The following is a 17,514-nucleotide window of genomic DNA, read 5'->3' as shown; positions in this document are numbered from 1 at the left end:
CCCGGTGTCGCGGGCGGCCGGCCGGATCGGCGACGGTTCAGGCGGTCGCCTCGGACACGAAGTCCGACAGCCCATTGGCCACCCCGCCCAGCACGCCCACGGTGTTGTGCACCACGTCAGCGGCGTCACTCGGGGCGGTCACCGCGAAGAACAGGATGAACAACCCGATACCCCACGGCCAGATCAGTCTCTTCATGCAGGACCTCGCAGCACAGCCAGCCGATAAGGCCGGACGGACACCAACGTCGATAAGTCACCGACAGCATGTGTGTACTCACCTTGAGTAGTCGCCGCAAGGGGAATCGCCGAGGGGTGGGTGGCGCCCCAACGGACGGCCGGCTCTCCACCCGGTCTGGGTGATGCGCAGCCCCGCCCGTCCTCGGACGCGCCGGCGGACACCGTCGCGGACACGGCGTACCCCTCGGCGGGATACCGAACGGACAGTGAGATGACCACCTGTAGCCAATTGGCGACCTTGAAGTGATGGGCTCTAATGGTTCAAGCCACCCCGGGCCGGCTGACGTCGACTCCTGGCACGGGGTGGCTACCCAAAGTGACCGATCATCGCCGCGGCCCGGCGGCTCGAGACCTTGCCTCCTCGCCTGGCGGGGTGGAGCCCGACCTGGAATGGCCGGATCACCCGGCCGCCGCGGTCAGGCCGGCGTAATGCCCTGCGCGAAGCGGAACAGGTCGTCGGGGTCGTAGGCCCGCTTCACCTGCCGCAGCCGATCCAGGTTCGCCCCGTAGTACGCCTGCGCCCAGCCGGCGAGCTCGGGGTCGATGTAGTTCTGGTAGGCGGACTGGGAGACGAACGGCGCCGTCACCTCGACGGTGGAACGCAGCCAGCGGCGGTTTGCCTCCTTCGCGGCCGGCGTGGCGTTCGGGGCGTAGCCGGCGACGTACTGGGCGCTGGCGATCGCGCTGCGGTGGACGAACGCCGTTTCGCCCGGGGCGACCCGGTTGATCGCTCCGCCCCAGGAATCCAGGATCACCCCACCCGAGCCCGCCCCGGCGGTCCGCTGGCGCTCCTCGACCGCGCCCAGCAGTACCTCGACGCCGCGCGACGGCATCGGCTTCAGCAGGAACGCCGACGCGGCCCGCTGGGCGACCCGTGGCACCAGGCCGCCCGGCGTCCGGCCGCGCAGGTGGCAGGACTCGACCGCGCGGCCCGCGCAGCCGCCCTCGATGAGCATCGCCTCCAGATGACCCCGGGTGGTGACGTAGGTCCCGGTGGGCCGGTGGCCGGCCGCAGCGACCAGGTCGGCGAGCCGCGCGCGCAGGCCGGCCACCGCGTCGTCGCCGGCACCGCCCGACAGCACCCCGCTCACCCGCAGCGTCGGGGTGCCGCCGATGCCGGCCGACGGCGCCGAAAAGGCGACACATGTCGACCACAGGCTCTCCGGTGCGCCGCCGGGAGCGGAGATCCAGTCCTGCCAGGCGGCCACCACGTCGGCGGCGCCGTCCCAGGCCCAGTGGTAGGTGAACAGCACCAGCGGCGTCGCCCGGTGGGTGGCGAAGGTGAACGAGGTGACGATGCCGACGTTGCCGCCGCCCGCGCCGCGCAGCGCCCAGAACAGATCCGGTTCGTGGTCCGCGTCGGTGTGCACCACCTCTCCGGAGGCGAGCACCACCTCGGCGGACACCATCCGGTCGCAGGTCAGGCCGTAGCGCCGGCCGAGCACGCCGATCCCGCCGCCCATGGCGAGCCCGGCGATGCCGACGGTCGGGCACGAACCCGCCGGCAGCGCCAGCCCCGCCCGCGCGAGACCGGAGTACACGTCGACGAGCAGGGCGCCCGCCCCGATCCGCGCGACCTGGCCGGGCGCCGCGGCCACCTCGGCCATCGGGGTGACGTCCACGACCAGGCCGGTCGTCGTCGAATAGCCGCCATAGCTGTGCCCGCCGGCGCGGGCGGCCAGCGGCAGCCCCGTCCGGCGGGCGAACTCGACGCAGGCCTGGACGTCGGCGGTGGACGTGGCCCGGGCGACCGCCTGCGGTCGGACCGCGTCGAAGGCCGGGTCGAACAGCATGCTGGCCGCGGCGTAGCGCGGGTCCGCCGGACGCAGCAGCGGGCCGGTCAGGCGCGCATCGAGGGCCTGCCAGTCGACGGCGGAGGGCGCCGGACGGGTGTCCCCGCGGCACCCGGCGAGCAGCGTGCTGCCGAGCCCGGTGCCAGCGAGCGCCAGCCCGCCGGCGCCTGCGGCCCGTAACACCGACCGGCGGTCGGGTCCGCCCACGCGTCCTCCCAGAGAGCCGTCCGGCAACCCACCACCCGCTCGCCACTGTGGCCGCCACGGGCGCTCTGACCGGCCGGGGCAGCATCGGCCTGCGGCCCGTGGATCCGACCGGGAGCGGCAGCGTCCGGCCGGCGGCACCGACCGGGCCGGCGGCACGACCGGGCCGGCGGCACGACCGGGCCTGCGGGTCGCACCGGCAGGCAGGCCTGACGGGCGGGCAGTTCTATCGGCGAAGGTATGCCAATCCAGGCGGCGACGGCGCCCTGGCGGCACGAGTGGGCTGCCGGCGGCCGGCCCAGGCCCACGCGAGGACACCGAGTCGGGCGTCCACGCCCGGAAACTCCGACCCGGGACGGCGGCCGCGGCGCGGCCGGGACGGACCGGCTCGGTGCGGGTCAGTGCTCGGGCGGCCCCAGGGCGGTCGTCATGAATCCGTCCCGCCCGACCCGTCGCACGGTCCCGTCGGAGCAGGCGATGTAGACCGCGCCGGTCGGGTCGACGGCCACCCCGGCCGGGTCGCTCAGCCGGGTCTGCGTGGCCAGCGCCCCGTCGTGGTCGCCGGCGGAGTAGGAGGCGGTCCCGGCCACCGTGGTGATGATCCCGTGCCCGTCCACCCGGCGGATGACGTCGTTGCCCGAGTCGGCGATGTACAGCGAGTCGTCGGGACCGAGCGCGAGGCCCGCGGGGTCGTCCAACAGGGCCGCGGTCGCGGCCTTGCCGTCGCCCCGGCTGCCGTAGGTGCCGGGCCGGCCGGCGACCAGAGTGATGCGTCCCGACGGGTCGATCCGCCGCACGGTGTCGTCGCCCCTGTCGGCGACGTACAGGCTCCCGTCGTCGCCGAGCGCCAGGCCGCTGGGCTGGTACAACGTCGCGTTGGCGGCCGGGCCGCCGTCGCCGGCCGAGCCGAACTCGGTCGCCTTGCCCGCGACCGTGGTGATCCGGCCCTTCTCGATGCGCCGGATCCGGTAGCCCTCCGCCACGTACAGCACTCCGTCATCGTCGACGGCGACGGCGCTTGGATCGTCCAGGTGCGCCTTGGAAGCGTCGCCGACGTCCGCGGTGAACCCGTCGGAGTAGTCGGGACCGGCCCCGGCCACCGTGGTGATGACCCGGTCCCGGCCGATCCGCCGGATCCGCCCGGCGTCGCGTTCGGCCAGGTAGACCGCGCCGTCACGCCCGACCGCCACCCCGGCCGGATCCTGCAGGTCCGCGGCGAGGGACGAGCCCCCGTCGCCGATCACCGGTGGTGGGGACGGCGACGGTGACGGTGCGTCGGCGGTCGGCGTCGGCCGCGGCCCGTCGCCGCCGATCCGGTCGGCGCGGCCGGCGGAGGTGAGCCGGACGACCTGGCCCTGCCCGGTGCCGACGCCGGGGTCGGTGAGGTAGAGCGAGCCGTCGGCGCCGAGCGTGAGGCCGCCGGCGTCGGACAGCCCGGCGAGGGCGACCGGCGCGCCGGCGTAGGCGGGATGCCGGTCGCCGTCCCCACCGCCGCCGAACGCCCCAAGGCCGACGAGCAGCCCGGCCGCCACGGCAAGCGCGCCCACCGCCGCCACCGAGGTGACCACCAGCCGCCGGCGGCCACCCCATCGCGCCCGCCGTCCGCCCCGTCCCCCGCGTGCGCCCCGTCCGCCCCGTCCGCCCCGCGCAGGGTCGCCGGTGCGGTGCGGCCCGGGGGCGTCCGGCGGCCCGCTGCGCGGCCCGAACCCCCCTGGACCGGCCGGATACGCCGGTTGGGCTGCGGCGTCGCCATGGCGTTGGGCGCCCAGGCGGGCCGGGTCGTCCCAGTGGGGCGTGGGGCCCCAGTGGGACGTGGGGTACAGGCGGGAATCGCCGGGGTGCCGGGTGGTGCCGGGGTGTGGGGCGGTGCCGGGGTGTGGCGCGGTGTCGGGGTGTGGGGTGGTGCCGGGATGTGGCGCGGTGTCGGGGTGCCGGGTGGAGCCGGGGTGCGGGGTGGAGCCGGGGTGCGGGGTGGTGGCGGGGTGCGGGGTGGTGACGGGGTGGTGGCCGGCCGCGGAGAGCACGTCGTCGGGGAGACGGACCGGGATGCCGCTCGCGGCCAGCCAGCCGGGACCGAGAGTCGCGGTCATCGCCGCGGCGAGGCGCACCGCGAAGTCGAGTGCGGACGGCGGTCGCCATGACGGCTCCTTCGCCATGGCCGAGACGATCAGGTCGGCGACCGGTCCCGGCGCCTCGGTGAGGGGCAGCGGTGCCACGGACAGGTGGTGGTGCAGCAGCGCGGCGACCGGCAGGTCGGGCGGGAACGGCGAGCGGCGCGCGAACAGCTCGTACAGCACCACGGCGAGGGAGTAGAGGTCGGTCCCCGGACCCAGCCGCCCACCGGTGATCTGCTCCGGCGCCATGTACCGCGGGGTGCCGACCAGCCCGGTCGTGGTCGCCGCGGTCGCCTCGACGATCTTGGCGATGCCGAAGTCGGTGACCTTGGGGACGCCGTCCCCGGTGAACAGCAGGTTGTCCGGCTTCACATCGCGGTGCAGCACGCCCCGCCCGTGCGCGGCGGCCAGGGCCACCGCCGCCGAAACGCCGATCGCGCCCACCTGCGCCGGGCCGGTCAGCGTCCGGCTCCGGTGGCGCAGGCTGCCGCCGGTGAGCTGCTCCATCACGAGCAGGCACAGTCCGTCGCGCTCGACGTAGTCGTAGATGCGCACGACATGGGGATGGTCCAGCCCGGCCAGCACCCGCGCCTCGGCGAGGAACCGCGCGCGCAGGTCGTCGGCACCGCCGGCGCCGCCGGCATCGCCGCCGCCGGCGCCGCCCGGGTCCAGCAGCACCTTCACCGCGACGATCCGGTCGATGAGCCGGTGCCGGCCGGCGAGCACCGCGCCGAATCCACCGCGGCCCAGCTCGCCGCCCAGTTCGTAGCCGGGCAGTGCGGCGGCCACGCGCCCGGTGTCCACCTGTCCTGTCATCGGGTTGGGGGCGTGCGGACCCCGCCGTTCACGGTGGGAAGGAAACGCCGCTCCATCATGGTGGGCACCTGCCGATATCCCTTCCGTAGAACCGGATGCGGGGCGTCCCGGCCATCGATTGCCCGTGCCGGGCCGGCGCCTGGGCGCGGTTCCCACGCCGCCGGGGACGCGCCCGGCGTGGCGGCGTCCCCGGACGGTCGGCTCAGCCCGGCTGGGCGATCGTCGCGATCGTGCCGGCCGGGTCGATGCGCCGGACCCGGTCGTTGCCGTTGTCCGCGACGTACACGGCGCCGCTGCCGTCGACCACCACCGAGCTCGGGTTCTTGAACTGGGCGGCCGTCGCCGGGCCGCCGTCGCCGCCGGAGCCCTCGGTGCCGGTGCCGGCGATGGTGGTGATGACGCCGTTCGGGTCGATCTTCCGGACCCGGTTGTTGCGGTAGTCGGCGAGATAGAAGGTCTTCCCGTCCGGCCCGATCGACAGGGATGGCACGTTCAGCTTGGCCGCCCGGGCCGGGCCGCCGTCGCCGGAGAAGCCGGCCTCCCCGGTGCCGGCGATCGTGCTGATGACGCCGTCCGGGGTGACCTTCTGGATGGTGTCGCTGCCGAGATCGGCGAAGTAGAGCGTGCCGTCGTCGGTCATCGTGATGTCGTTCGGGCCGTCGATCTTCGCCTGGGTCGCCGCGCCGCCGGCACCGGTGTAGCCGGCGACGCCGGTGCCCACGTACGTCGTGATGATCCCCGTCGGGTCGATCTTCCGGATGCGGTGGTTCTCGTAGTCGGAGAAGTACACGCTGCCGTCGGGCCCGGTGGTCACCTTCTCGGCGCTGTTGAGCTGGGCCGCGGTGGCCGGCCCGCCGTCGCCGCTGTAACCCGCGGTGCCGGTGCCGGCGACCGTGGAGATCACCCCGGCGGGCGTTACCTTGCGGATGCGGTTGTTCTTCGCGTCCCCGATGTAGATGTTTCCGGCCTTGTCCCGGGTGGTGGAGCCCGGACCGTCAAGCTGGGCCGCGGTGGCCGGGCCGCCGTCGCCAGCGCTCCCACCCGCGCCGGTGCCCGCGAAGTCGTCCGCGGCACCGGTCGAGGTGATCTTCTGGATTCGGTCGGTCGCCAGGCTGGACACGAGCAGCGACCCGTCGGGGTCGAGGGCAAGGCTGTACGGGCTCAGCCCCTGCACGGACAGCGCCTGACCGCGGTACGCGGTGGCGACCCGAGGCGCGGCCTGGGCGGCGCGGTCGTCGCCCCCGCCCCCGCCGCCTCCGCCGCCGGAGGTCGCCACGGCCAGGACGATGCCGACGGTGGCCGCCACAACGAAGGCGAAGACGATGCCGCCGATGATCCAGGAGGCGCGGATGCGCGTGGCCGCGGTCTGGCGGTGCCCGGCCTGCCGGGTCGGGTCGAGCGGCACGCCGCCCGGACGCGGGCCGAACTGCGCGCCGCCCGGTCCGCCGGCCCCGGGCGCGCCGCCGTAACCACCGCCCTGGGGGCGTGGCGGCGGCGTGTAGGGCGGAGGCGTGCTTCCCGGCGGGTATCCGCCCCACCCGCTCGGTCCGGGCCCCTGGTTGCCCCGCACCGTGGGGGCACCGGTGAACCCGGGGTCGCCGGGGCCACCGAGCCCTCCGGGGCCGCCGCCGGAACCCGGCTGGCCGCCGAGGCCGGCCGGCGTGCCGGGAAGCCTCTGGTAGCCGCCGGGCGGCGGGTAGCCGCCCATCCCCGGCCCACCCGTCCCCGGTCCACCCATCCCCGGTCCACCAGCCCCAGGTCCGGAAGGCCCAGCCCCAGGTCCGGAACCAGGCCCAGGTCCAGAAGGCCCAGGCCCAGATCCGGCGGGCCCAGGCCCAGGCCCGCCAGGCCCAGGCCGGGCTCCGGGACCGCTGGGTCCGCCTGGTCCGCTGGGCCGACCCGGGCCACCGGCGCCGACGGGGTTGCCGAACGCGCCTGGACCGGCCGGGTAGCCGGGGCGGGCCGGGCCGGATCCGCGGGCGGGTCCGGCCGGGTAACCCGGCGCGCCCGAGACCGGCGGCCGCGGGGTGGTCGAGACGCCGAGCGCCGACTCCCGGATCTCGTCGTCCACCCGGACCTTGATCTCCGACCGGGACAGCCAGTTCGGCCCGAAGGCCCGGCTGCCGGCCCGGGCGAGTTCGAGGGCGAAGTCGGTCGCGTCCGCGAACCGGGCGCTCGGGTCCTTCGCCAGCGCGCGCATGATCACGGCTGAGATCGGCGGCGGAACCGTGGTGAGCGGCTCCGGCATGACGGTCAGATGGTGGTGGGTGAGCGGTTGCACCGCCATCTGGCGGCCGAACAGGGGCCGGCCGGCGATCATCTCGTAGAGCACCCCGGCGAGGGCGTAGAGGTCGGTCGACGGGAACAGCCGCACGCCCATGATCTGCTCGGGGGCCATGTACCGCGGGGTGCCGAGGATCGCGCTGGCGGTCGTCTCCGCCCCGTCGAAGATCTTGGCGATGCCGAAGTCGGTGACCTTGAGCAGGCCGTCCCCGGCGAACATGATGTTGTCCGGCTTGACGTCGCGGTGCAGCACGCCCTGCGTGTGCGCGTTGGCCAGGGCCGCGGCGGCGGCCAGGCCGATCGAGCAGGTCGTCTCCGGGGACACCGGACCCGCGCTGATCCGCTGCTTGAGGGTGCCGCCGGAGAGCAGCTCCATCACCAGCAGACAGGTGCCCTCGTGCTCCACGTAGTCGTGGATGCGCACGATGTGCGGGTGGTCGAGTTCGGCCAGCACCCGGGCCTCGGCCAGGAAGCGGGCGCGCAGATCGGGGTCGTCGGAGGTGTCCAGCAGGATCTTGATGGCGACCTTGCGTCCGATGAGCCGGTGCTGCCCGGCGAGCACGAGCCCGTAGCCACCCCGGCCCAGGTCGCCCTCGACGGTGTAACCCGGAAGCGCCGCCTCCACGAGTGATCTGTCAATCAACAAGGTTCAGATCCGTCCGCTAACGCCGTCGGGCACCCTGCCGCACCGCCGTCCCCGTCCCGACCCGCGGCATCCTGGCCTGCAATGACGCCTTCGTCGGGTTCCTGGCGATCCTACGACCCCGACCTTCCCATTCCGCCGCCCGTCCGGGGGCGCCCTGCGACGTCGGATCGGCGACATGTGCATGCTGCTGGGGTCGACGAGTGTCGGCGCCGCCACGGTCCGGATGATGCAACAGGTGTCGGGATGACGGGCAGGAGTCCGGATGATGTGCCACGGGCACCGATGGTGGTTGTGGCGGCAACGTGTTGAACCTGCGAGGAAGGGCGTCCACGTCATGTCGACAACCGAGTCCGCCGCCCTGGCGGCTCCGCCCGACATCACCGCGACGGAGGAATGGACGGCGCTGAGGGCGCATCTGCGCGAGATGTCCGAGGTGTCGCTGCGGGGTCTGTTCGACGCCGATCCCACCCGGGGTGAGGCGTTCACCGCCGAAACGGACGGCCTCTATCTCGACTACTCCAAGAACCGGCTGACGGCGCGCACCGTCGAGCTGCTCGTGGCGCTCGCCCGGCGGGCCCGCCTCGCCGAGCGCATCGAGGCCATGTTCCGCGGCGAGCGGATCAACGTCACCGAGAACCGGCCGGTGCTGCACGTGGCGCTGCGGGCCCCGGCGGGGACCCGCATCGAGGTCGACGGCGTGGACGTGGTGCCCGAGGTGCACCGGGTGCTCGACCGGATGTCCGCGTTCGCGGAGACGGTGCGTTCGGGGGAGTGGCGCGGGGCGACCGGCGAGCGGATCACCACCGTCGTCAACATCGGCATCGGCGGCTCCGATCTGGGCCCGGCCATGGCGTACGACGCGCTGCGCGACTACTCCGACCGCGGGATCGCGGTCCGGTTCGTCTCCAACGTCGACCCGACCGACGTCTGGGAGGCGACGGTCGACCTCGACCCGGCGCGGACCCTGTTCATCGTCGCGTCGAAGACGTTCACCACCCTGGAGACGCTCGCCAACGCGCGGGCCGCCCGTTCCTGGCTGACGGCGGCCCTCGGTGAGGACGCGGTTTCCCGGCATTTCGTCGCGGTCTCGACGAATGCCGAGAAGGTTGCGGAGTTCGGCATCGACACCGAGAACATGTTCGAGTTCTGGGACTGGGTGGGCGGCCGTTACTCGGTCGGCTCGGCGATCGGACTGTCCGTGATGATCGCGATCGGGCCGGCGGCCTTCCGCGAGTTCCTGGCCGGGTTCGCCGCGATGGACACGCACTTCCGGACCGCGCCGTTCGAGCGGAACCTGCCCGTGCTGCTCGGGCTGATCGGCGTGTGGTATCGCGACTTCCACGGATTCACCGCGCACGCCGTGCTGCCGTACAGCCAGTACCTCGACCGCTTTCCCGCCTATCTCCAGCAGCTCGACATGGAGAGCAACGGCAAGAGCGTCGATCTCGCCGGCCGGCCGGTGGGGGCACAGACCGGCCCGGTCGTCTGGGGAACGCCGGGGACGAACGGCCAGCACGCCTACTACCAGCTCCTGCACCAGGGGACGACGATCGTCCCGGCCGATTTCCTCGGCTTCGCCCAGCCGAATCACCCCGGCGTGGGACCGGCGGACGGGCCGGACCAGCACGCGCTGCTGCTGGCCAACTTCCTCGCGCAGACCGAGGCCCTCGCCTTCGGCAAGACCGCCGAGGAGGTGGCGGCGGAGGGGGTCGCACCGGAACTCGTCCCGCACCGGACGTTCCCGGGTAACCGGCCGACCAACACCCTGCTCGCCCCGAAGCTGACCCCGTTCGTGCTCGGGCAGCTCATCGCGTTGTACGAGCACAAGGTGTTCACCCAGGGGACCGTCTGGGGCATCAACAGCTTCGATCAGTGGGGCGTCGAACTCGGCAAGGTGCTCGCCGGGCGGATCGTGCCGGAGCTGACGGCCCCGGACTCGCAGCCGCGCCACGACAGCTCGACGAACGCGTTGATCAGGCGCCTGCGCGGCGCCTGAGAGCCGCCGGACGGGCGCCCAGCCGACCTCCTCATGTTACTCTCCGTAAACAGTTCGGGGGGGCGGCCCCGCACGGTGACGAGGACTTCGGGGGGGCGGGCAGCATGCGGGTCGACGCCGGAGCCCTGACCATGTCCGTGCGGCGGTCGGGCGAGGACGTGGTCATCGAGCTTGTCGGTGAGCTCGACACCGCCGGCCGGCTGCGGTTCCGGGAGCAGATCGGCGAGCTGCTGGGCCGGGGCGGGGGAACGGTGACGGTGGACGTCGCGGGCCTGCGCTCGATCGACATCCCGGGGCTCGCCGCCCTGCTCCGGGCCGATCTGCTGCTCCGCCGCGTGCACTGCGAGCTGCGGATTTCCTCGCCGACCCCGGCGTTCGTCGCCCTGTTGCACGAGACCGGCCTCGACGGTCGCCTTCGCGTCGGCGAGGGCGTTCGCCGACGCTGACCGGGCCGGGCCGGACTTGGCTGGACCGGACTTGGCTGGACCTGGCTTGGCTGGACCTGGCTTGGCTGGACCTGGCTTGGCTGGACCTGGCTTGGCCGGGCGCCGTCTTCCGTTCCGGAACGGAAGACGGCGCCCGCGCCCCGGCCGGCTACTGCCGCCGTCAGCCCGCCAGCGGTGGGGAGCTCGCGGCGGGAGCCGGCTGGGGGCGGTCCAGCGGGTGGGTGTGGGCGGCCGAGACCGCGGCGGAGCTCGCCACCGCGGCCGCCATGCTGGGCGCCAGGGCAGACGCCAGGCCGGGCGCCGTGGTGTTCCGCGGAGCGCGGGTGCCGTCGTCCGACATCACTGTCCGTAGCGTGAAGCGGAGTGGAGCGGTCGGGACGTCGTCTGTCCGGAAGGGGCCCATAAGTGCCGGATGTGGCGGGAGCCCGCGACCGGCGGGGTTCTCGGTGTCACCCGCGGACCCGGCCGCGGCGGCGGCCTCCTCGGCCACCCGGGACAGCATGCTGCGCGAACCGATCAGCTTTTTCTCGATCCCACCCATCATCAGCATTCCAGCCATGACGAGAAGCGGAAATCCAAGCACCATCAGCAGGACGGGTGGTGTGAGACTCACCGAAAGACCCCCAGGCCGGACTTACGGATCCGATCGACGCCGCCGGCGCCGTACCGTATGCCTTCCCTCCGATCCCGGTTGCTCACATCCGGGCGGCCATCTCACCCGACCCGGGTATCCCCCGGGGTGGGGTGGAAGGTCACCGATCTGTCCACCCCCGGTACTGTTCCCGGGGGCGGTTCGCTCGTACGCTTCAAACAACATGTCTGTGCGGCCCGTACCGTTGCCCGCCTACAGCGGCCGTCCCGGGGTCGGTGATGCGGACCTGTTGGCGCGGCTTCACCTGCTCACCGAGCAGGTCGACTACGCCCTCGCCGAGATCGTCCTGCGCCGCGCCGCCTACCGGCGGGCCTGCGAGGAAGAGGCCGACTGGCAGTGGTCGCCGTCCGGGGTCGAGGCGCTGAGCCGGCCGGCGGTCGCCGAGGCGCTTGCCCGGCAGCTCGCCGCGGTCGAGCGGCTGCGGCTGTGGGCCCAGGAGCTGCACTGGCTGCAGGAACAGGCCCGGCTGCGCGGCCTGCTGCGCTGACGGCCCGGGGGCCCAGGCCCGGTGGCAGACGCAGGCCCGGTGGCAGACGCAGGGCCGGTGGCGGACGCAGGCGGCGGTGGTGAGCTCAGCCGGACAGCGACGACGGCCGGTCGAGGGTCTCGAACAGCCTGCGCCCGAGATTCGCCGCCGCGATGTTGCCGCGGTGCAGGTACCGGGTGATGCCGGCCTCCATGCTCTCCGCGGCGTCGTCCTTGCGCCCGGCCCGGTAGAGCACCTCCGCCCGCGACAGCAGCGCGTGGCCCTGCCCGTCGACGTCGTCGGTGCGTCCGGCGAGGTCGACGGCGGTGTCGGCGAAGCGCAGCGCCTCCGCGTCGCGCCCGCGCAGGGACAGCAGCCTGGCGTGCACCCCGCACCAGCCGGCCTGGGCGGGTAGCTGGTCGGCCGCGGCGGCGTCCCGGCAGCGGGTCACGTACTTGCCGGCGTCGTCGACCTTGCCGAGGCGCACCAGCACGTCGGCCAGCGCCGCGGCGCGGTTGGCCAGCAGCGCCCGCTCCCCCATCCGGGACAGGGCCCGGCAACTGCGGCGCAGCTCCCGCTCGGCGACCGTCAGCTCGTCGGCGAGCAGGGCCACCCGCGCGACGATGAACCCGCCGTGGAACGGATCGGCCCGCGGGGCCCGCAGGTCGTGGACGATCTCCTCGGCGGCCTTGAGGTGGATGCGCGCACCCTCCAGGTCGCCCGACATCGCGGTGAGGACGGCGAGTTGGGCGAGCAGCGCGCGGCGCAGGGCCCGGTCGTCCCCGGCCGCGTCGAGGGCCTCGCCGGCGCGTGCCAGGCCGCTCGCGACCGGCCGCGGCCCCCAGCTCATCAGCAGCGTGAGTTCGCGGCGCAGTGACTGCGCCGCCCGCGGCACACCGGACTCCTCGGCGTGGCGCACGGCGTTCTCCATCGCCCGCTCGGCCGCGGCGAACTGGCCGGCGGCCAGGTAGGCGTTGGCCTGGCTGCGGCAGGCCAGTGCCGCGCCGACGTCGTCGCCGGAGCGGACGAAGTTGGCCAGCGACGCGGCGGCCTCGGTCAGGGTGGTGGCGACCAGGCCCTCCGGGTCGGTGGAGAACAGCACCCGCAGGTGGGCGAGCCTGGCGTGCGCCCGCAGCCCATCCTCACCGGCGCGCCGGGCCCGCTCGGTGACCTGGCGAAGGATGCGTTCGGCGTCGGAGAACCGGCCGAACGAGTACAGCGCCCAGCCGAGGTCGATCTCGGCGCGCAGCCGCAGCGGGTCGGTCTCGGGCAGCAGGGTGATGGCCCGCTTGAGGAGCTGGGCGGCGCCCGTCTCGTCGCCCTGGCGCACCCGGTCGGCGGCCTCGATGAGGCAGGTCGCCGCGGAGCGGCCCAGCTCGACGGTCTCCGCGTCGCGCTGGCCGATCTCCACCCGATTGCGGAACGCCTGCTCCAGGTGGTAGCCGACGAGCTCGTCGTGCTCGCCCGGGCCGCCGACGAGACGGGCCTGCAGCCAGTGGGCGAACTGCTGGTGCAGATCGGCCCGGCGCTGCTTCGAGGTGGCCTCGTAGGCGCAGTCGCGCAGCAGCACGTGCAGGAACCGGAAGGCCTGGACGCCCGGCAGGTCCGAGCGGTCGGGGTGGACCAGCTCCTTGCGGACCAGGTTCAGGCAGTGCACGGCGACCATCGACCGCTCGGCCGGATCGGACAGGTCGATGACGGCGTCGAGGTAGAAGCGCTCCCCGACGACGGCGGCGCGTTCCAGCACGCTGCGCTCGGGCGGGTCGAGGCGGTCGAGCCGGGCGGCGAGCAGCGAGGAGATCGTCGGCGGCACCGTCACGTTGCGCAGGCTGCCGGTGGCGATCCAGCGGCTGCCCTCGCGCCGCAGCAGCCCGTCGTCGACGAGGGCGGCGACCATCTGCTCGACGAACAACGGGTTGCCGGCGGCCGAGGTGGTGATCCGGGTGACCAGCGCCGGGTCGAGGTCGTCGGAGCCCATGAGGCTGCGGATCAGGCGCTGGCAGCGGGCCTCCGTCAGCGGGGCGAGCAGCATCGAGGTGGCGTTGAACTTGCCGCCGCCCCAGTCCCGCCGGTCCTCCAGCAGCTCCTGGCGGGCCAGGCAGAGCAGCATGATCGGTGCGTCGCGGGACCAGTCGGCGATGTTCTCGATCAGGTCGAGCAGCGTCGGCTCGGCCCAGTGGACGTCGTCGAACCACAGGATCAGCGGGCGGCGCGCCGCCAGAGCCTGGAAGAACGAGCGGACCGCCCAGAAGCTCTCCTGCGGGCCGAGTTCGGCGCCACCGAGCCCCACCAGCGGCGCGAGCGCCTCGACGATCTCGGCGGCCTGCCCGACGCCGTCGAGCAGCTCGCGCAGCCGGCGCCGGCCGTCCGGGGCGGCCTCGTCGGCGGTCAGGCCGGTGGCCTGACGCACCATCTCCATCAGGGGCCAGTAGGCGATGCCCTCGCCGTAGGACAGGCAGCGGCCGGTGAGCACCGTGGCCCGGGTGGCCATGGAGGTGCAGAACTCGCCGACCATCCGGGACTTGCCGATGCCCGCCGAGCCGAGCACGGTGAACAGGTGGCAGGCGCGCTCCTCGGCGACCGCCTCGAACGCGTCCTGCAGGCGGCGGCGCTCCCGGTTGCGGCCGATCACCGGCGCGGTGAAGCCGTGGATCTGCGCCCGGCTGCCCGGGCCCGCCGTCGGGTCGACCAGGCCGGTGAGCCGGTGCACCCGCAGCGGGTCGCGTTTGCCCTGCACGACCAGCGGGCCGACCGGGGTCACCGTGACGCTGTGACGGATGAACCGGTGGGTGGTGTCGCCGATGAGGATCTCGTCCGGCGGCGCGGCGCTCTCCAGCCGGGCGGCGACGTTGACCGCGTCCCCGGTGACGCCGCCGCCGGCGACGGTGACCTCACCGGTGTTGATCCCGATCCGCACCCGCAGCCGCAGACCCCACTTCTCCTGCAGGTCGGCGTTGAGCGCCTCCATGGCGGCCCGGATGTCCAGCGCCGAGCGCACGGCCCGCAGCGCGTCGTCCTCGTGCAGCACCGGGATGCCGAAGACGGCGAAGACGGCGTCGCCGATGAACTTCTCGACCGAGCCGCCGTGGTTGTAGATCACTTCGCGCACCGTGGTGAAGAACCGCCACATCACCTGCTGTAGCGGTTCCGAGTCGATCTTCTCGCCGATGTCCGTCGACCGGGCGATGTCCACGAACATGATCGTTACAGTCTTGCGCGCCCCGCTTCCCGCGGTGGGCAGGGGATTCCCACACCCGGAGCAGAAGCGCGCCCGCTCGGGATTGTCCTCCGCGCATGTCGGGCACGGCACCATGTGCCGGATGGTAGGCCGATCTCGGGCCGGCGCGGTGGGGGATGCGTCTACCCGACGCGTCGGAGGTGATCCGTCCCACACCGGTGCTACTTTTCTGTCCCGTCCGTGCGGTGGGCCCGCGGGGCGCGGCGATCGGTCCGGATCGCGCGGGCCGCCGGCCGGTGGGCGAGGTGCCTCGATCATGAGGACAGGTCCCGTCCCACCGCGAACAGCCCGGCGACCAGGGCAAGTACCCCCCAGCCGACCGCACTCGCCAGGGCGGCGGTCTCGAGTTCGGTCGTCAGGGCCGCCGTCCGATGGCGGTACTCCTGCGCGACGACGAGGACGCCGAACGCCATCATGGCGTAGCCGGTGAACAACCCCGAGCGCGACCGCAGTCCGTGCCAGCTCGCCGCCGCGTTCTGGCCGGCCCACAGCATCGGCGGCACGTGCAGGATCAGGACCGCCGTCAGGGCGACCGGCTGCCAGCGACTGCTGGCGACCTTGAACAGCTCGGTACGCACCAGCAGGCCCACGCCGGCCTGTCGTCCGGGCATCTCAGCGGGCACCCTGCGGTGACCCCGCCCGGCCGGGTGGCCGGTCTGGCCGATCGAGGTGACGGTAGGCGCGACCGAACACCAGGGCCGCTCCGGAGGTCGGGGCCACCAGGCCCAACAGGGCGCGCAGCGTCGTCGTCTTCCCGGAGCCGTTCGGGCCGAGAAAACCGGTGACGTCGCCCTCGCGAACCGCGAAGCTGATCGTCCGCACGGCGTCGTGCGACCCGTATCGCTTGGTCAGGCGGTCTACCTGGACGACGGCGGTGACGGGAGCCTCCCGGCGGATCGTCCGATCGGGGCGCCTCTACGGTAACCGCTCGGTCGCCGCGGTCTACCGTTGGGCTGCCCCGGAATGGGTGGTGGATCCGGGCGCGGCGGGTACGTGCCGCGGGATGGAGGCCAGCAACTCGACGAGCTGGGCCCGCTGCGCCGCGGTGAGATGCCGGGTGAAGCCGGCCACCGTCTCCGCCCGCCGTCGGCGGCCGACGGCAAGCGCCTCCCGGCCCGCCGGGGTGAGCGCCAGCAGCACCGCACGCCGGTCGGTGGGATGCGAGCGGCGCGCCACCAGGCCGTCCGACTCCAGGTCGTCCACCGTCTCGGTCATCGTCCGGGGCGCCACCGCGACCGCGTCGGCGAGGTCGCGCAGCCGGCAGGGCCCGCTGTCCGCGAGCAACTGCAGGACCTTGAACCGGCGCAGGGTCAGCCCGACGCTCGCCCGCAACGCCTCGTCGACCGCGTTGCGCACCTGGTGGCCGGCGGCGAGCAGCAGGTTCACGACCTCGTCGCCGGTGTCCGGTGGCGGCATCCGGGTGCCCTCCTCGTCTACGGTGGTGGCGGCGTTATCTTAGGACGGTGCTCCTCATAGTGAGGGTACCTCGTCAATGAAGGAGTCCCACGTGGATGCCCTCGCCTGCCTCATGACGCGTCGCACCGCGACCCGCCTCGTCGAGCCCGGGCCGACGACCGAGCAGCTCGCCGTCCTCCTCAGCGCCGCCACCACGGCGCCCGACCACAAGATGCTGCGGCCATGGCGGTTCGTCGTCGTCCGCGGCGACGCGCGGGCGACCCTCGCGGGCGCCATCGCCGCGGCGGCACAGGCCGTCGGTACCCTGCCCGAACCGGTCGTGCGCAAGGCCGCCGGCAAGGCCACCCGCTCCCCGGCGCTCATCGCCGTCGTCGCGGCCCGCGTCGAGTCGAAGGTGCCCGTCGCCGAGCAGGACGCCTCCGCCGCCGCCGCCGCGCAGAACATCTGCCTGGCCGCCCACGCCCTCGGCCTGGCCTCGGCCTGGAAGTCGGTGCCGCTGCCGGACAGCGCGCGTGTCCGGGCGGCCTTCGGGCTGGCCGACGGCGAGGAGCTGGTCGGCTGGGTCGAGCTCGGCACGCAGGCCCAGGCCGCGCCGCTGCCGCCGCGGCCCGCGGTCCCGCTCGACCAGGTCGCCGCCGAGCTGGCGGTGGACGGCACGCTGCGGCCCGTCGCCGCGGTCGTCCCGGACCAGGTCGCGACGACCAGCGGGGCCGCGCGGCCGGTCGGTTCGGCGCGCTCGGGCCCGGTCGGGTAGGTGGCCGCGCTGCGCGTGCTGCGCCCCGCCGACCAGCGGACGGTCGTCGCCGTCGTCTTCGTGGCGACGACGTTCGTCACGATCATGGACACCACGATCGTGCCGACGTGGCGCTCCCGTCGATCGCCAGCGTTCTGGGGACCGGCATCGACTCCATCGACACGGTCGCGACCAGCTACCTGGTCAGCCTCGCGGTGGTCATCCCCGCGTCGGGCCGGCTCGCGGACCGCTTCGGCGCCCGGCGGGTCTTCCTCGCCGCCCTGACCGTGTTCACCGCGCCGTTCTGGCGCTGCCGGACGCGGGCTCCAGCGCGGCCGACGCGCTCACGCGACGTTGGGTCCTTCTCGTCTCCGCATCGCTGGCGTTGGTGGGTGCGGTGCTTGCGTTGTTCGTTCGTGACGTGGATGCGGCCACGACAACGCGCAGCGTTGCCCAACGGGTCCCCACATCGCC

General features: G+C 74.0%; 13 protein-coding genes. 4 read left to right on the top strand and 9 right to left on the bottom strand.

The annotated features are described in order from the left end of the window. Positions 1-37 precede the first annotated feature (37 nt). The 4 genes from AC5R91_RS19740 to AC5R91_RS19725 form a co-directional block, all read right to left on the bottom strand. Complete coding sequence (locus AC5R91_RS19740; protein ID WP_173402669.1) at positions 38-196, bottom strand: hypothetical protein; 159 nt, start codon at positions 194-196, stop codon at positions 38-40. 457 nt (positions 197-653) lie between these two features. Further along, positions 654-2,237, bottom strand: coding sequence for an FAD-binding oxidoreductase (locus AC5R91_RS19735; protein ID WP_495392811.1), 1,584 nt, complete (start codon positions 2,235-2,237; stop codon positions 654-656). Positions 2,238-2,632: 395 nt separating this feature from the next. Next, a complete protein-coding gene (locus AC5R91_RS19730) occupies positions 2,633-5,164 on the bottom strand; it encodes a serine/threonine-protein kinase (protein ID WP_495392810.1) in 2,532 nt (843 codons plus the stop codon). A 202-nt stretch (positions 5,165-5,366) separates the two neighbouring features. After that, positions 5,367-8,093, bottom strand: a complete 2,727-nt coding sequence (locus AC5R91_RS19725) for a serine/threonine-protein kinase (protein WP_495392809.1) — start codon at positions 8,091-8,093, stop codon at positions 5,367-5,369. Positions 8,094-8,427: 334 nt separating this feature from the next. On the opposite strand from AC5R91_RS19725, the gene pgi reads away from it, so the two are divergent. Both pgi and AC5R91_RS19715 read left to right on the top strand, forming a co-directional pair. Further along, positions 8,428-10,089 carry a glucose-6-phosphate isomerase gene (gene pgi, locus AC5R91_RS19720; protein WP_495392808.1) on the top strand — a complete coding sequence of 554 codons (1,662 nt, stop codon included), beginning with the start codon at positions 8,428-8,430 and terminating at the stop codon, positions 10,087-10,089. Positions 10,090-10,193: 104 nt separating this feature from the next. Further along, positions 10,194-10,535: an STAS domain-containing protein gene (locus AC5R91_RS19715; RefSeq protein WP_495392807.1), complete on the top strand. Its 342-nt coding sequence runs from the start codon at positions 10,194-10,196 to the stop codon at positions 10,533-10,535. Between the two features lie 160 nt (positions 10,536-10,695). Here the strand turns inward: AC5R91_RS19715 and AC5R91_RS19710 are convergent, their stop codons facing one another. After that, positions 10,696-11,148: a hypothetical protein gene (locus AC5R91_RS19710; protein ID WP_495392806.1), complete on the bottom strand. Its 453-nt coding sequence runs from the start codon at positions 11,146-11,148 to the stop codon at positions 10,696-10,698. 202 nt (positions 11,149-11,350) lie between these two features. Here AC5R91_RS19710 and AC5R91_RS19705 point away from each other — a divergent pair, with 202 nt between their 5' ends. Beyond that, positions 11,351-11,674 (top strand): hypothetical protein, encoded by a 324-nt coding sequence (locus tag AC5R91_RS19705; protein ID WP_082121896.1) that lies wholly within the window; start codon positions 11,351-11,353, stop codon positions 11,672-11,674. Positions 11,675-11,759: 85 nt separating this feature from the next. Here AC5R91_RS19705 and AC5R91_RS19700 read toward each other — a convergent pair whose 3' ends face one another. The 4 genes from AC5R91_RS19700 to AC5R91_RS19685 all read right to left on the bottom strand — a co-directional run bounded on the left by AC5R91_RS19700 (position 11,760) and on the right by AC5R91_RS19685 (position 16,307). Then, positions 11,760-14,966, bottom strand: coding sequence for an ATP-binding protein (locus AC5R91_RS19700; protein WP_495392805.1), 3,207 nt, complete (start codon positions 14,964-14,966; stop codon positions 11,760-11,762). Between the two features lie 179 nt (positions 14,967-15,145). Further along, positions 15,146-15,502: a hypothetical protein gene (locus AC5R91_RS19695; protein ID WP_495392804.1), complete on the bottom strand. Its 357-nt coding sequence runs from the start codon at positions 15,500-15,502 to the stop codon at positions 15,146-15,148. Between the two features lies 1 nt (position 15,503). After that, positions 15,504-15,713, bottom strand: coding sequence for an ATP-binding cassette domain-containing protein (locus AC5R91_RS19690; protein ID WP_495392803.1), 210 nt, complete (start codon positions 15,711-15,713; stop codon positions 15,504-15,506). 120 nt (positions 15,714-15,833) lie between these two features. Next, positions 15,834-16,307, bottom strand: a complete 474-nt coding sequence (locus tag AC5R91_RS19685) for a MarR family winged helix-turn-helix transcriptional regulator (RefSeq protein WP_495392802.1) — start codon at positions 16,305-16,307, stop codon at positions 15,834-15,836. Positions 16,308-16,398: 91 nt separating this feature from the next. Between AC5R91_RS19685 and AC5R91_RS19680 the strand changes: the two genes are divergently transcribed. Beyond that, positions 16,399-17,061, top strand: a complete 663-nt coding sequence (locus AC5R91_RS19680) for a nitroreductase family protein (RefSeq protein WP_495392801.1) — start codon at positions 16,399-16,401, stop codon at positions 17,059-17,061. The last annotated feature ends 453 nt before the right edge of the window (positions 17,062-17,514 follow it).

Source organism: Frankia sp. BMG5.60 (assembly GCF_059428125.1).
The sequence above is the reverse complement of the archived record's forward strand: the minus strand, read 5'-3'. Positions and strand labels throughout refer to the sequence as shown.